The sequence below is a fragment of the Sivoneniella epilithica UHCC 1019 genome, from assembly GCF_040830845.1.
Classification (GTDB): domain Bacteria; phylum Cyanobacteriota; class Cyanobacteriia; order Leptolyngbyales; family Leptolyngbyaceae; genus ULC077BIN1.
Genome location: NZ_JBFPDP010000027.1, coordinates 52,783 through 68,156, shown reverse-complemented (window position 1 = coordinate 68,156; position 15,374 = coordinate 52,783). Strand labels below are relative to the sequence as shown.

The 15,374-nt window shown below is 48.5% G+C and carries 15 protein-coding genes; 4 read left to right on the top strand and 11 right to left on the bottom strand.

Going from position 1 to position 15,374, the window contains the following annotated elements:
• Window positions 1-161: 161 nt before the first annotated feature.
• The 4 genes from AB3R30_RS16635 to AB3R30_RS16620 form a co-directional block, all read right to left on the bottom strand.
• The gene (locus AB3R30_RS16635) at window positions 162-845 is read right to left on the bottom strand and encodes an alpha/beta fold hydrolase (protein WP_458650328.1); all 684 of its coding nucleotides are present in this window, start codon (window positions 843-845) and stop codon (window positions 162-164) included.
• 48 nt (window positions 846-893) lie between these two features.
• Window positions 894-1,838 (bottom strand): Uma2 family endonuclease, encoded by a 945-nt coding sequence (locus AB3R30_RS16630; RefSeq protein ID WP_458650327.1) that lies wholly within the window; start codon window positions 1,836-1,838, stop codon window positions 894-896.
• Between the two features lie 45 nt (window positions 1,839-1,883).
• The gene (locus AB3R30_RS16625; RefSeq protein WP_458650326.1) at window positions 1,884-3,578 is read right to left on the bottom strand and encodes a hypothetical protein; all 1,695 of its coding nucleotides are present in this window, start codon (window positions 3,576-3,578) and stop codon (window positions 1,884-1,886) included.
• Between the two features lie 242 nt (window positions 3,579-3,820).
• Window positions 3,821-4,675 (bottom strand): EamA family transporter, encoded by an 855-nt coding sequence (locus AB3R30_RS16620; RefSeq protein WP_458650325.1) that lies wholly within the window; start codon window positions 4,673-4,675, stop codon window positions 3,821-3,823.
• An 85-nt stretch (window positions 4,676-4,760) separates the two neighbouring features.
• Between AB3R30_RS16620 and AB3R30_RS16615 the strand changes: the two genes are divergently transcribed.
• The 4 genes from AB3R30_RS16615 (at window position 4,761) to AB3R30_RS16600 (ending at window position 7,621) form a co-directional block, all read left to right on the top strand.
• Window positions 4,761-5,267: a MarR family winged helix-turn-helix transcriptional regulator gene (locus AB3R30_RS16615; RefSeq protein WP_458650324.1), complete on the top strand. Its 507-nt coding sequence runs from the start codon at window positions 4,761-4,763 to the stop codon at window positions 5,265-5,267.
• A gap of 96 nt (window positions 5,268-5,363) precedes the next feature.
• Window positions 5,364-6,914, top strand: a complete 1,551-nt coding sequence (gene lysS / locus AB3R30_RS16610) for a lysine--tRNA ligase (RefSeq protein ID WP_458650323.1) — start codon at window positions 5,364-5,366, stop codon at window positions 6,912-6,914.
• A 90-nt stretch (window positions 6,915-7,004) separates the two neighbouring features.
• Window positions 7,005-7,262, top strand: coding sequence for a hypothetical protein (locus AB3R30_RS16605; protein WP_458650322.1), 258 nt, complete (start codon window positions 7,005-7,007; stop codon window positions 7,260-7,262).
• Between the two features lie 44 nt (window positions 7,263-7,306).
• Window positions 7,307-7,621: a type II toxin-antitoxin system PemK/MazF family toxin gene (locus AB3R30_RS16600; protein ID WP_458650321.1), complete on the top strand. Its 315-nt coding sequence runs from the start codon at window positions 7,307-7,309 to the stop codon at window positions 7,619-7,621.
• A 247-nt stretch (window positions 7,622-7,868) separates the two neighbouring features.
• Here AB3R30_RS16600 and AB3R30_RS16595 read toward each other — a convergent pair whose 3' ends face one another.
• From AB3R30_RS16595 to AB3R30_RS16565, 7 genes are all read right to left on the bottom strand, one after another.
• On the bottom strand, window positions 7,869-8,522 hold the full coding sequence (locus AB3R30_RS16595) for a Coq4 family protein (protein ID WP_458650320.1): 654 nt from the start codon (window positions 8,520-8,522) through the stop codon (window positions 7,869-7,871).
• Window positions 8,523-8,861: 339 nt separating this feature from the next.
• Window positions 8,862-10,376 (bottom strand): GMC oxidoreductase, encoded by a 1,515-nt coding sequence (locus AB3R30_RS16590; RefSeq protein ID WP_458650319.1) that lies wholly within the window; start codon window positions 10,374-10,376, stop codon window positions 8,862-8,864.
• A gap of 111 nt (window positions 10,377-10,487) precedes the next feature.
• Entirely contained in the window at window positions 10,488-11,108 is a 621-nt protein-coding gene (locus AB3R30_RS16585) for a cytochrome c oxidase subunit 3 (RefSeq protein WP_458650318.1), read from the bottom strand.
• A gap of 44 nt (window positions 11,109-11,152) precedes the next feature.
• A complete protein-coding gene (locus AB3R30_RS16580) occupies window positions 11,153-12,823 on the bottom strand; it encodes a cytochrome c oxidase subunit I (RefSeq protein ID WP_458650317.1) in 1,671 nt (556 codons plus the stop codon).
• 104 nt (window positions 12,824-12,927) lie between these two features.
• Window positions 12,928-13,851, bottom strand: coding sequence for a cytochrome c oxidase subunit II (locus AB3R30_RS16575; protein WP_458650316.1), 924 nt, complete (start codon window positions 13,849-13,851; stop codon window positions 12,928-12,930).
• 21 nt (window positions 13,852-13,872) lie between these two features.
• Window positions 13,873-14,475, bottom strand: a complete 603-nt coding sequence (locus AB3R30_RS16570) for a DUF2231 domain-containing protein (protein WP_458650315.1) — start codon at window positions 14,473-14,475, stop codon at window positions 13,873-13,875.
• On the bottom strand, window positions 14,472-14,972 hold the full coding sequence (locus AB3R30_RS16565) for a DUF2231 domain-containing protein (protein WP_458650314.1): 501 nt from the start codon (window positions 14,970-14,972) through the stop codon (window positions 14,472-14,474). Before AB3R30_RS16565 ends, AB3R30_RS16570 begins: the two co-directional genes overlap by 4 nt.
• Window positions 14,973-15,374 lie beyond the last annotated feature (402 nt).

Below are 15,374 nucleotides of genomic sequence, written 5' to 3'. Positions count from 1 at the left end.
GCATGATTGGTTCAGAGGTAGCTGCCGCTCTATTCTCTCCCATCTATCCACCAAAATAAAGTTGACAGCCTACTAGGTGGCTCGTCACAAATTGGACGACACTTTCTGCTTGCACTTTTAATTCGATGACTAAGCTATTGTTCAACAGCACGTTCTATTAGCTAGTTGCTAGCTGCCGCCGCCCTGATTACGTCCAAAACTTCTTTTGCATGAGACATCATGGCAACATGGCTTGATTCCACAACAACCGTTGTTGCCCCGATCCGTTTTGCCGTATCCCGCTGAAAATCGGGTGAAACAGCTTGGTCATTGCTCGCGACAATATACCAGCTTGGCTTATTTTTCCATGCTGGCGATTCTACTTTTGCGGTCAGTAGGGCTGTAGATGGTGCGGTTTGAGTTGCGTATATCAGTGCTGATTGTTCGAGTGAAAGGTCGTCTGCAAAGGTTCTTTGTATTCCTTCTTTTGAAATCCAAATAAAGCCGTCTTGCTCTTGAAAATGTTGTGATGCAGACGGGGCTTCGTATTGACTCAACAAATCCATCATCGATTCGCCAGCATCAGGAGCTAGTGCGGCAATGTAGACCAAGCCAGAGACTCGTTCGTCGTTGCCAGCTTCGGTAATCACCATGCCGCCCCAAGAATGACCCACCAGAATACAGGAACCTTTGATCCGAGCTAAAGCGCGTTTTGTTGCCGCAACATCATCCGCCAAGGACGTAAGTGGGTTTTGAACCGCAATCACTTCGTAGCCTTCTGCCAACAATGCCAAGATGATTTCACTATAGCTAGATGCGTCTGTCCAAAAACCGTGAACCAACACGATGGTTTGCACTTGACTCATAACTGTATTCCTTTATTTACGGAGTTACCCCAAGCAGCAGGTTGAAGTTTAAGCGGCGATCGCTGCAACTTGCGCCGTTGACAAATTCAACATTTGCGTCACTTCCTCCAAGTTCATCCCCGCTGCTAGTAAATTGTAAGCCGCTTGCAGCAGTTGAGTTTGAGCTTGTTCTTTTTCTTGGCGCTCTTGTTCAAATTGTTGCTGGGCTTGTTCCGTATCCGTTAGCAGCCAGTTTCCCATCTGATCACACCAGCGCAACCAGGTCGCGGTCACTCCCTCAAAGTCACCCTGCCAGATACCCAAGCCAATCTCCAAGTCTGGCAACCACGCTAATGGCGTTTCTGGGTTGAGGGGTTGTTCCTGATACTGCCCGCCTTCTAGCTTGAAGTACCGTAAGCGTTGGGTAAAACGGCTGTAGACAAAATAATGTGGCACCCGCAACCGCGTTTCATACAATTCAAATTTTCCGGGCGGCTTTGTCTTCGCATCATGATCTCCATTGGAAACGATCGAGCTAACAGCAGGATTAGTTGACTCACCCTCTGAATCCTTAGCCGTTTTATCATAGAAGCGCCCCAAGTCTTCTGCTTCAGTTCCCGGCGATAAAAACTCGACCACTACTGTAGGCGGATTGTCTTCCTGCCAAAGTACATAACTGCGGCGCAAATCTCGTTGCTCATACAACCGAGGAACATCGACGACCAAAAACCAATCTGGACGCTTGTGCCACAGCGGATGACGGATGGTGTAGTAGAGGTTGAGGTCGGAAGCGGTGAAACAGTTCTCTCTGCTATAGCCTTTCAAACTCAGCGTTCGGCTCAGGAGTTGGGGTTGGAGGTCATGAAATTCATCGGGCAAACCAGGCTCCTCTGGATCTTCACTGGGCAAATCATACATTGTTGGCAGGATATCTTTGGGCGATCGCGGCGGATCATCCTGCTCGATGTGGATTACTGCATCGGTTGCCAATAGTCTATGAGTCTTTGGAACCATAATCACCTCAAATCAGATCAATGAAGTGTCCTTTAAGCCTCAATTCTACTGCCCTTTCAAAGTGTTTTTTGACCCTATGGAGTTTGTCTGCTTTTTGGGGTTGGCGCGAATAAAATCTGTTAGACCCAGGTATTTTGGAGCAGTGTTGATATCTTGATTTTGATATTCCAGTGCCCCCCAAAAGCCCCATTTGCTCGGTGCTGCGACATCGTTGAACTGGTTAAACAGCTTGCCGCCGCTTTGCTTCCACTGATTGAGATAGGCTTTGTATACTTCTCTCATGCGAGGATGACGATTGACGGCAGTAAAAAGGGTCGTCATTTTAGCCACTTTGTCTTGAGGAAACTGATAGCTGGTTAGGTGAGAGCCGCCTTCATAGGCAAAAAGGGCAACCCCAAAGCGTTTGGCAACCGTGGCATTGCCCTCAAACATCGCTTTAATTTCTGTGGGAATTTCTTTGATCATGCCGTCAATGATTTGATCGGAGGTGAGGTTAATGGTGGTGCTGATATTTTTGACATCGTTGAGGTTGCTCCAACCGTCTTTGTCGTCATCCCCTAAGCCATCAAAGTAGGGTGCGATCGCATAGACATCAGCATGTTTATAAGCATCTTTCCAGCCTAAGATTTGCTCTGCTGTCCAAGGGTTAGCTGCCTGCCCTGCCAGGACTCTTACCAAGCGCGGTTTGCGGTTTGCCCCAAAGACCTCTTCCCAAATTTTGAATATTTCCACGGAACGCTCTGAGTAGTAGCGCAAGCCTGCGCCCCAACTGGTATCATCTAACCGCCGCTCCAGTCCTTTCTCGCCTGCATATTTTGCCTGACTGAACAGGCTGTTCCAGACTTCGTTGGAATATTCCACATGTACTTTGAGCGACGGATCAAGGCGATCGCGCACCATTACGGCAAAATTTCGCACATAGTCATCATTGGCTTGGGCTGGAATGGTAAACCATGGATCGATTTTAAGGGTGTTTGCCAGTTGAATCAGGTGTTCTAACGCTACGCCTTTGCCGCTTGCTTGAGATGCACTATTGGGGGTGGCGCGATCGCTCCAGTTCACCAGCTTGGAATTGTTGGTTGCTGCCCAATCCATAAACCTGAGCGTGTTGAATTGCTTTAACCGCTCTAAAAGAATGGGATGAAACGGCTGAGTTTTATAGGTGTTTTCATATCCCGGCATGATGAAGCGAATATTGCGAATGGGGTTACTGGGATTCGTCTCCAAGATTTTGAGAAATACGCCTTCACCGTCGATCGCCACATCCACCATCATCTTTCCGGGAGACTGGCTGATAATTTTGGCGGTATCAAAAGTAAAGCCAATTTTGCCATCGCCGTCGTATAGCAACGTATACTTTCCAGAAGGAAAATTTTTGCCAATCATCATCACGGTTTCAGCAGTTTGTCCGGGTTCCAGGGAGGCAATCCAGCCCTCACGAGTTAGCTTGAGCGTGCCACCTTGTCCCCAAGCTGCGCCTTGCCGCTGTGGAATCCAGGCACGAGAGGTTTTAAACGCATCCACAAATGGCCATTGGCTTGACCAATCAGCAATGCCTGACAGATTCATGCCTATGGTAGTTTTTGTTTCTGCCGCGATCGCGCTAGCACTGCCATCATTTTTGGAGCCAATTGATTGAAGCGGATTGCCTGCGCGTTTCAAGAACCAGGCAAGCCCAAGGCTAAACAACAGGGCGGTGCCAATCAAAACGATAGTTCTGCTACGGTTGCTGTGTCTCATGGGGAGGTTATGGCTAAAACTCTGCATTCTCAGGTTGCCCAGATTGACCGCTAGCGTAACTTGCTAATTGCCACAGTTGAGCTTGAAAGCGCGATCGCGCCCTGAACTACCATAACAAGCTAACAGGATGATGGAGTGATTCTGTTCAAGACAGACAAATCAAGACAGACAAACCGAAGGCATAAGCCTCCAAGTTGTTTCTTGCCGCTTTGACTTCAAAGTCTAGAGAAGCGTTGATGTCCCTATCTCGTTTGTTGCCCGATCAAAACGCTAATCAACACGATCGCCATCCCAAGCAGTTGAATAGGTGTCAAGGTTTGATGCAAGAAGACGAATCCAATCAGTGTTGCGACAACAGGACTCATTAATCCCAAAGACGAAACAGCCGATGCTTTGAGTTTATCAATTCCCCGGAACCAAAGTGTATAAGCAAGCCCAGTGCCGACTACGCCTAGATAAACAAAGCCCAACAGGTTAGTTGTTGAGAGAAGCGTGATGGGTTTTTCAACTATTAAAGCAATGGGCAGCAGAACAAGTCCGCCGACGGCTAACTGCCACGCTGTAAAGACCAATAGCGAGGCTGGGCGTTTCCACTGTTTGCCTAGCACGGTTCCTAACCCCATTGTTGCGGCACCTGCGATCGCGGCAGCAATCCCGACACTATCAAGGCGTGCCATAGGACCTAGAACCAGCAACCCAACGCCAATCAAACCCGCGATCGCTGCCACAATCGATCGCTTAGACGGTTTTTCATGCAAGATGATCCAGGAAAACCAGACGACTAATAAAGGTTGAATTGAGCCTGCGGTTGCTGCAACCCCACCCGGAAGACGATAAGCCGCTACAAATAATAGTGCTTGAAAGAGACCGATATTGAGACTGCCTAAGAGCAAAATCCGCCACCACCAAACGCCTTGAGGCAGTTGTCTCAGCCATGCGATTAGCAGCAGACCAATCGGCAGCGATCGCAAGGAAGCTACCAAGAGTGGATGATTGGGCGGCAGCAGTTCTGTTGCTACAAAATAGGTTGTTCCCCAGAGCATCGGTGCTAGAGCCGTCAGCAGAATGTCGGACAGGCGAGCAGTCGGTGTCTTCATGGTTTTTATCTCAACATCAAGATACTTACCATCAAGATACTAGCATTTATCTTGATGGTAAGATGGTTGACATCAAGATTTTTAGGTGAGTAGCACTTCAATGAATGTCGATCCAGTCGATCAGATTTTGGCGCAATGGCAGAAAGAGCGCCCTGACTTAGATGTGTCACCCATGAGCATCATTGGTAGGCTAGGGCGACTGACGAAACACTTAGAGCGAGGGCTGCAAGCGACCTTTTCAGACTTTGACTTGAATTTTGGCGAATTTGATGTGTTGGCAACCTTACGCCGCACGGGACAGCCGTATCAGCTTTCGCCGACTGCGCTCTTCAACACGATGATGGTTTCCTCTGGCACGATGACGCATCGAATTGATCGCTTAGAACAGGCTGGTTTAGTGAAGCGATCGCCTGATCCGGGCGATCGCCGAGGGACGTTGATTCAGTTGACCGACAAAGGGTTTAATCTGATTGAAAAAGCGGTGGAAGCTCATGTTGCCAATGAGCATCGTCTCGTTAGCGGTTTAGAAGAAGCGGAACGTCAAGCTTTGGATCAATTGCTACGCAAGCTTTTAATTTCGTTTGAGCAGTAGCGATTGAGTGGAGTTCCAAATGCTTTCCAGATTTGGGGTTTAATCGTTCGTTCGCTGCGACATAATTAAGACTTGTAATCTTCAAAACCAGCCGCTATGTCTCGCGATCGCGCCCAAGCCCCATCTGACCCACAAAGCACCCTCGAAGAAATCCGCGCTACTCGCCTCGAAAAGGTAGAACAGTTGCAGCAAGTGGGGTTAACGCCCTACGCCTATCGCTGGGAATCGACTCACCACGCCGCTGAGTTGCAGACCAAGTATGTGGATTTGCCCAATGGCGAAGAGGCAGCGGTGGAAGTGGCGATCGCGGGACGGATCATGGCAAAGCGCGTCTTTGGCAAACTGGCGTTTTTCACGTTGCAAGACGAAACGGGCACGATTCAGCTTTATTTAGAAAAAAGCCGGATTCAGGAAACGATGGCAGCGAAGGATGAAAGCGCCTTTGACCACCTGAAGCAGTTGACTGACACAGGCGATATTATTGGCGTAACGGGCAGCATCAAGCGCACCGAAAAAGGCGAACTGTCGGTCTATGTGCGGGAATACGCCATGCTGACCAAATCCCTGTTGCCCTTGCCGGATAAATGGCACGGTTTAACCGATGTGGCAAAGCGCTATCGTCAGCGCTATGTAGATTTGATTGTGAACCCCGAAGTGCGGGAAACCTTTCGGCGACGGGCGTTGATTACGGCTTCCATGCGCCGCTACCTGGATCAGCAGGGTTTTATTGAAATCGAAACGCCCGTGCTGCAAACCGAAGCAGGTGGTGCCGAAGCGCGCCCTTTCATCACCTATCACAACACGCTGGATATGAGCCTGTATCTGCGGATCGCCACGGAGCTACACCTGAAACGGCTGATTGTGGGCGGCTTTGAGAAGGTGTTTGAACTGGGGCGGGTGTTTCGCAATGAGGGCATTTCTACCCGTCACAACCCCGAATTCACGACGCTTGAGGTCTATCAAGCCTATGCGGATTACAACGACATGATGACGCTGACCGAGGCGATCGTTACCACCGCCGCTCAGGATGTCTTGGGCACTTTGAAAATTACCTATCAAGGCGAACCTGTAGACTTGACTCCTCCTTGGCGCAGAGTGACGATGCATGAGGCGGTGAAAGAGCAGACTGGGATTGATTTTGCAGCGTTTACCACTTTAGAAGAAGCCAAAGCTGCCGCGACTCAAGCGGGATTGCATAGTGTGGAAAAGGCAGAATCCATCGGCGCTTTGCTAAATCAGGCGTTTGAACAAACCGTGGAAGAAACCTTGATTCAGCCGACCTTTGTGCTGGATTATCCCGTGGAAATTTCGCCCCTGGCGAAACCCCATCGCTCTAAGCCCGGTTTGGTGGAGCGGTTTGAACTGTTCATGGTGGGGCGCGAAACGGCAAACAGTTTTTCAGAATTAACTGATCCGGTGGATCAGTTGCAGCGTTTGCAAGCCCAAGCCGATCGCAAAGAAGCAGGCGACTTAGAAGCCCACAGCGTCGATGAGGATTTTGTCACGGCGTTGGAGTATGGAATGCCGCCCACGGGAGGATTGGGCATCGGCATCGATCGCCTAGTGATGCTTCTCACCGATTGTGCCAGTATCCGTGACGCGATCGCGTTCCCCTTACTCAAACCCGAAAAAGCTGAAGAGGAATAACTGGCATGAAAGTTACTTTGCCTAGAAATGTGAACTAGATGAAAACGCGATCGCGGCTACACTAGAATCTAAGGTTGTTATATGAAGCCAATGTCTAGATACGAAGAAGCGCTACGTCTGGCTCAAGCGCTTAATCAGACTGAAAAGCATAAACTGCTGAAAGCGATCGCTGAACCGTCTAGCTCAGATATTCTGGCTCAAAGTCATGTTGATCGCCGTACCTTTATGCAGCTTTCTCTGCAAGCGCGTCATCAACTTCTCGCACAGCAGGCTGAAGCGATCGTAGACCACTATCAACAAGAGACAGAATGGCGTGAGTTGGAGATAGGTGACTGCGTTGAGTACTAGACCAGTGCCTAAGCGTGGAGAAGTTTGGACGGTTAACTTTGACCATGACGATAGGAACTGAGATTCGTAAGGCACGACCTGCGGTTGTCATTAGCTCGGCTGCGGTTGGCAAACTGCCGATTAAGTTAATCGCCCCAATCACAGACTGGAAAGAGTATTTCAATCAGAATCTTTGGCATATTCAACTTGAGCCAAATGCAGAGAATGGTCTTTCAAAACTATCAGCCGTTGATGCACTGCAATTACGAGGAGTTGATGTTCAAAGATTTCTGCAAAAGTTAGGACAACTTTCAGACGAAACAATGGTGGAAATCACGATCGCGATCGCTGCTGTAATTGAATATCAAAGTGATTTGTAGCGATCGCTTTCCCCCTGCTCAAACCTGAAAAGATAGAGGATGAGGATAACGGCAAGTTCAGCGGCGGCAGAAGCTGCAAAATGAACCATAGAAACTTGGTTCCGCCCGTTGCAACGCCGTGTTATACATCGCAACTTCGGTTCGATGAACTTTGGCGAGGACATGCTTTTAGCGAGCCCATTTTTTGCTGACTAAACCTGCTGGCTCACGATCGCACTTTCACCCCCAGCATTGTGGGCGATCGCGCTTAAATCGATGCAATATTCAAAGATGTCTGTACTTCTTCTAACGGTATTGCCCATAATCTGTTCCATTGAATGCCAAACAGTGGTTTTGCCCGTTTTCCCATCATCCAACCTTGCGTCAACCCATCCATAATCTGCTCACAGAGTTCAACTTCGTACATTGCGGTTTTGAGTAAATTCTTAGCAAGCAGGGCTAGAAATAAACGGTCTGGATCAAGCTGTGCAGTATAAAAAGCTTCTAGTTGAACCTCCCCCGGTTTATCAGTATCACACCCTGTAACGACGTGCCAAATGTCATGAGTTTCACCAATGTGAGCACCCAAAAACACAAACGGATCGTTTGCAATTTCTTTAATAGGCTGTGGAGTAAATCCATTTCTGATCATGTGATCGGCATATAAATGACCCAGCGTATGGTTCGGTAATTGATGCAGTTGCTGTAAATCGATTTTTCCCAGCAAGGGGCGGTCTACAAAAGCTTGTTTGCCTCGGGGAGTCAAACTGAGAAATGCCACAATTTTTTGGAGTGTAGCCGGATCATTCAGAACATGGGAAAGCTTACCAATGGCAGCGAAATCTCCATAAGGCGATTTCACCAATTCTAGAAAGCTCTCCAGAATAGTCGTTTCTTGAGACTGATTGATGGTTTCTATCATGGGCTATTAGTCATTCTTAAAAATTAATAATAGCTAAAGCTGGATGCCGAAATATTTTTAGATTTTTCTATAGATAGATCTACTTACATCTAAAATTTCATTTCGAGGAAGGTTAGTGGTGTATAACTATGTATCCAACGTCATACTTGCTGGATAAACACCCATGTTTTTGGGACTATCTGTCAGTTTTGCTGGATAAGTCCCTGTTTTTAAGGAATTAAATCGAAAGCTGGTAGGTTAAGTACGGATTTTGGGGTGTTATCCGTCACTTACGGATGTAGCAACGGAGGAAACAATGCCGTGGGATTCATCTCGGCTGGTGTTCTAGCAATCTAACAGTTACTTCAGTCGTTCAATGATGCGATCGCCGACTCTGAGGGCATTGGCAATAATCGTTAACGCAGGACTGACCGCTGGATTAGACGGGAAAAAGCTGCTATCTACCACATATAGGTTATCTACATCGTGAGCGCGACAATCGGCGTTTAGCACCGAGGTTGCCGAATCTTCGCCAAACCGACAGGTGCCACACTGATTCGCAACCACCTGCATTGGCATCTCACCGTTAGGATACAGCGCACTTCGTTGAAAAATTCCCTGCTCCAAGGTTTTCTCTGCGGCTTTCAATACTTCCGTCCAGCGATAGACTAGCCGCTCATGGGCTTCGGTATTGTTCGGTTCATACAATAAGTGCAGTTTGGTGCTATCCACCTCAACGCGGTTTTTGGGATTGGGCAAATCTTCGGTCTGCACCCACCAGCCCAGCGATCGCGATACCAGTTGATTCAATCCAAACCCTGGTATTGCTTGCGCCAAACCCGAAAAGAACGGCGGCGACTCGGCAAAGGTGATGTCTTGCAGTAACCCACCCGTGTTTTGAATGTGCCCCATCGGAAACTCAAAGCCGGGTTCACCCCAGTAAAAATCGTTGACGCTAACGCTGCGATAAAACTTGCCGGAGTTTGGAGAACTGAGTTGCACCACGGCAGAGAGGCGATGCTTCATTAAGTTGCGCCCCACCAAATCAGAACTGTTGGCAATTCCGTTGGGGCAAGCGTCGCTAGCCGATCGCAACAGGATTGCTGCCGAGTTGACCGCACCACAAGCCAGCACCACAATATCACCCAAAAACAGGTAGGGTCTGCCGCCAATTTCTGCTCCCACCGCTTTGATCGCGGTTCCAGAAGGATTGGTATATAAATGGGTCACTTTAGTAGACGTTTTGAGGGTGACGTTGGGATGTTTGAGGGCTGGCATGATACTGCTAACCTGCGAATCATTGGTCGGGTCATCACTTTCGTCAGTGAGGCTTAAAGGTAAAGAATTTGGATGGACTCCCTGTTTTGCGATCGCGTCCACCATTTGCTGAACCTGTGGCTCATGGGCGATCGCGTCATAGGCATACTCACCGCTATGGGGCGGCTCCGTCGGATCATCTCCCATCGTGCCATGCACCTTGTAAAGCTGTTCCGCCTCGGTGTAGTACGGTTCAAAATCGCTGTATTTCAAGCACCACTCTGGAGAAACGCCCTTCTCGTGATTCACCGCTTCAAAATCACGCGATCGCATTCTAATCAGCGCCGTCGCCCAGATCTTGGTATTTCCCCCAACGGCATAGTTCGTTTGCGGTGAAAACGGTTCTCCCGCTACGTCGTACCACTGTTCGGGCGCATGGTAGCGCTCCTTTTTGAAAATATCGATGTTGCTGCGGTTTTGCTCCTCCAACGGCATAAAGTCGCCCCGTTCCAGCAACAAAACTTTCTTGCCTGTAGATGCCAGCTTATATGCTAGAGTCCCGCCGCCCGCACCACTTCCAACAATGATCACATCGTAATACTGGTCTTCAATAATCATGCAGATTCTCCGTGTCGAGTGTTAGGTTTCGGGGTTGGGTTAAAGATTGCAGAAAGTTTTGAGTTTTGAGTTTTGAATTCGCCATTCGCCATTCGCCATTCGCCTCTCACCTTACTTCCACAAATAAATCAAGCTAAACAAAATAATCCAAATAACATCGACAAAGTGCCAAAACAAAGAGACTTCTGTCACTCCGGTGTGTCCTTTGTCATAGTTGCCGGGTCTAAAGGAACGGAACAGCATGTAGAACTGCAATAGGACTCCCAGCAAAACATGCAGACCGTGGAAACCAGTCAGCAGATAAAATGTGCCACCAAATCCGCCTGAAGTTAGCCCAAACTGCAACTCACTCCACTCGATCGCCTGCCCTGCCAAAAAGTAAATCCCCATTGCTGAAGTGAGCAACCATAACCCTCGAAATAGCCACATCTGCTGCTTTTTCAGAGCCTCTTCCGCAAAATAAATTACAAAACTACTCGAAACCAGCACCACTGTATTGATTGCAGGAGTGGATACTTCCAAGCCCTCCACGCCATCGGGTAGCCAATTAAGAGCCGTAGTTTTGAGTACGATATACCCCGCGAAGAAGCTGAGAAAAATTACACTTTCCGACAGCAAAAACACGATAAAGCCAAACAGACTCGTCGCCTGTTCATCATGTCCATGATGTTCATGTTCACTCTCATGAGCTTGACTCAATGTTTCTGATAATGGCTCTGTGGCTGAATCCATAGCTGTTTCCTTGCAGAATGAATGGACAAAACTAAACTTAAAAATTACTGCGGCTTGAGTGCTGCTTCATTTCCCACTAAAGGCTTATCAAGACCATAGCCATAGGGACCCGACACTACGATCGGCAGTTCTTCAAAATTCTCCACGGGTGGTGGCGACGACACTAACCACTCCAAGCCGATCGCCCGCCAAGGATTATCCGGCGCTTTTTCACCCTGCACCCACGACCCGACAATATTCAAAATGAACGGCAGTGTAGACATGCCCAGCAAAAAACCACCCAAACTGGCAATCACATTCCAAAATGCATACTCCGGGTCATAGGATGAAATCCGCCGCACCATTCCCTGTAACCCCAACGGATGCATGGGAAAAAAGTTGAGGTTCGTGCCCACAAATGCCAGGATAAAGTGAAGAATTCCCAACCCCTCGTTATACATGCGCCCAGTCATCTTGGGGAACCAGTGATAAATCGCGGCAAACAGCCCCATCGTTAGCGTGCCATAGACAATGTAGTGGAAGTGACCCACCACAAAATAGGTGTTGTTGACGTGAATATCAAAGGGTACTGCCGCCAGCATCACGCCCGTAATCCCGGCAAACAGAAACATGACGATCGCGCCCAGCGCAAATAACATTGGGGTTTGTAGCCGAATTTTGCCTCGCCAAACGGTCGCCGTCCAAGCAAATATTTTGATGCCTGTAGGCACCGCAACGAACATGGAAGACACCATAAAAAACATCCGCATCCAGCCTGGAGTCCCGCTGGCATACATGTGATGCACCCACACAAAAATGCCTACTCCAGCAATCAGCAGCGAAGAAATGGCGACGACTTTATAGCCAAACAGCGGCTTGCGGGAATAGACCGGCAAAATTTCTGAGAATATACCAAACACAGGCAGCGCCATCACATATACCGCCGGATGGGAGTAGAACCAGAAAAAATGCTGGTATAGAACCGGATTGCCGCCGCGTTCTGGATCAAAGAAACTGGTGCCTGCCACTAGATCTAACAGCAGCATCACTGCTCCCGCCGTGAGCGCAGGCAGCGCCGTGAGTTGAATTAACTGAGCGCTCAGTACCGCCCAAACATACGCAGGCATCCGCAGCAACGTCATGCCCGGTGCCCGCATTTTGAAAATGGTGGCAACAAAATTGACGGCTCCCATAATCGAGGAGACTCCAGAAATTGCCACCGCTAAGATCCAGACGAATTGACCGCTTAGCCAACTTCCCGACGGATTTTGCAAACTCACGGGCGGGTAAGACCACCAACCCGCTTGCGCCGTTCCATTGGGCAAAAAGTAGCTAGACATCAGCAAAATGCCAAAGATAGGCACGAGCCAAAATGCAACAGCATTTAACTTGGGAAACGCCATATCCCGCGCCCCAATCATCAACGGCACTAAGAAATTCGCCAGACCCACCAGCGACGGAAAGATCCACAAAAAAATCATCACCGTGCCGTGCATGGTATACAGGCTGTTGTATAGCGGTCGCGAGACGAGATCCGACTCTGGCGTAATCAGTTCTGCCCGCACGATCATTGCCAGAAACCCGCCCACCAAAAAGAAGATGAACGAAGTCACTAGATATTGAATGCCAATCACCTTGTGATCGGTACTAAAGCTAAAATATCGTCGCCACTCAGGGGGTTGAGATTGGGGCTTCTCTTCAGGAATGCTGAGATTTTCAACCGAGATATTTGTCATGCAATACTCCTAAAAGAAGTGCGGGGTGGGGAGTTTTGAGTTTTGAGTTTTGAGTTTTGAGTTTTGAGTTTCAGCAAGAGATATCTTGAGTTCTTTTTTCTCTCTCATCCTTCATTTACCATTGGAGGCGGTTCTGGCGGAACGGTTGCCCAGCCTGGCTTGAAGCCTTGCTTTGAGATTTGGGTGTATTCTTCATAAGCTTGGTTTGCGGCTGGTACTAGGGCGCGATCGCCCGTTTTTGCTAACCACTCACTATATTTTTCAGGAGATTCCACCACAACGTTGGTTTGCATGACGGCAAAGTAGGTGCCGCTAAATTGGGAATCACTGAGGCGATAGCTGCCCTCGCGAATTGGCGTAAATTCAAAGTCGATAATTTTGTTGGGAATGATGTCTTGCTTGAGGCGAAAGGCTGGCACATAAAATCCGTGAATCACATCTTCAGTGTGCAACGCTAGCCGAATGCGGTGATTCACAGGCAGATGTAATTCGGCGCTGGTGATGTCGTTGTTGGGATAGTGGAATGACCATGCCCATTGCTTCGCATTCACCTCGATCGCCTCCACAGGTTCGCCCTTGCCAGCGATCGATTCATCCATTGATTTATCCATTGATGCAGCGTAAGCGGTTTCCATACCGGGCATATGCATATGGACAATTTCCATCGGTCCTTGGATTGCCATCTGGTTATAAATCCAGTAGCTATATCCCGCGATCGCAATCACGAGGGCGATCGGAATTGCTGTCCAAACTATTTCTAGGGTGAGATTTCCTTCAATCGGCGGACCATCACTGGTATCAAACCGACTGGTTAGTCCAGTTAGCACTGAATAGCTTAAAACGCCTGTAATTCCTAGAAAAATGAACGTTCCTAAAAATACGAGTAGCGCAAACAGATTATCAATCAGTGCTGCCTCAAGCGATGCCTCCGGGGGAAACCAGGTATGGGACACTCCCGCCATCCACACTGCTGCCAACGTGTTCACACTGGCAAAAATCACCCATGGCAGTATATTAGAAACTTTCATCGCGCTATCCTTTAAGCCGAATTATTTCAGCAGTAAATTCGGGTCTTCGCCCAGTTTAAGTAAGCCATCTGCTGTGTTGTGAACGCCAAATTCGCCGCCCAGATGGGCACCCAACGTGCCCTGCAAAAACATGATCAATAGAATAACCAAACCGACTAGTAAATAGCTCCACTGCACCTGCCTTGCGCTATCTTTGCGCCATGCGAACCGCTGCATCCCCCGCCAAACTGCCATACCCACGATCAGAGTGAGCAACAGAACCCCGCCGACTCCATGCCAAATCATGGTTTCCATTGCTCCCAAACCCCAAGCGCTGATGACATCGGGGGAAGGGGTTGCTAGGAGCATTTCATAGAAGCCTGCTGCTACGGTGAAAAAGGTGACGATCGCCGCTGCTATCACGTTATACCAGCCCACATCATAAAAATTAGACCGTACCGCCTTGATAGCTAAAAAATTCAAAATCGATTTTTCTAAGGGAAACAGGTTGCCTGCAATATCAAACGCGATCGCGATAATAAACAGCCCCAACGTGATATGCACCAAATTGGGATGGATAGGAATCGCATAGGGTAAGCCGTTTGCGCCTAGTCCGTCCAACTGCTGAACGAGTTCTTCGTTCATTGCAACGCTCCTTGTCTGATGGCTTCCACTACTGGCACCGTATGCAAGCCGTAGACCCAAACCAGTTTGTCGCCCAAATAAACCTGAAAAAAGACCAGACCCGTTAACAAAACGTTAGCTCCCATAAATGCCAGCGGAACTTTCTGCGGATCTCGGGCGCGCAAAATGTAGCGCCACGCCGTAATGGCTGCCAAAATACCAGACAGCGACCAGCCGAGCAGCGTATGCAGGTTTAGAGTGGATTGTGCCGCATTGTAAGGTTCAGCCAAGCCCGCTTCTAATTGACCAAACAACACGGCAATAAAAATTGACAGCGTGGCAAAAAACAAATTCCACCAACTCACTTCATGAAGCCGAACATTTTTGGTCAGAAATCCGATCGCGTCGCAAAGAACCGCAAACAAAACCATCGCGATCACAAAATGCACCACAATTGGATGAATGGTATCTGGGTAAGGCAGGTTGTGTTCATTGAGCGGCGGCAGATACTCAAGCATTTTGCTCTCCTTAGTGCTTGACTTCCTAGATGGACTGAGTTCACTGAATCCAGCTAACTCCTACAAGCGATTAAAACCAAGCGATTAAAATTGCAGTGTCCCATATGGGTAACGATTTAAAGAGTTGTATTAAATACAGAGACCGACTGAATAGTTCCAATTTGGCTTGCAATACCGATTAAGCCTATCTGCTAAACAGAACTGCCCCTAGACTGTAGCGCTGTTTTCAAATGACGACGACCCCATCTGGATAGAATATTCTGCTTTGCTCTTGGGCTACCTGCCCAGTGTCGTCAGCGATATAGAGCGATCGCTTTATTCACTTTGAGAAATTCTATCGGAGCTAACTACACCCACCGGCTTTTTTGCAGGAAGACCCGGAAAGTTAAAATTTTGTATTAC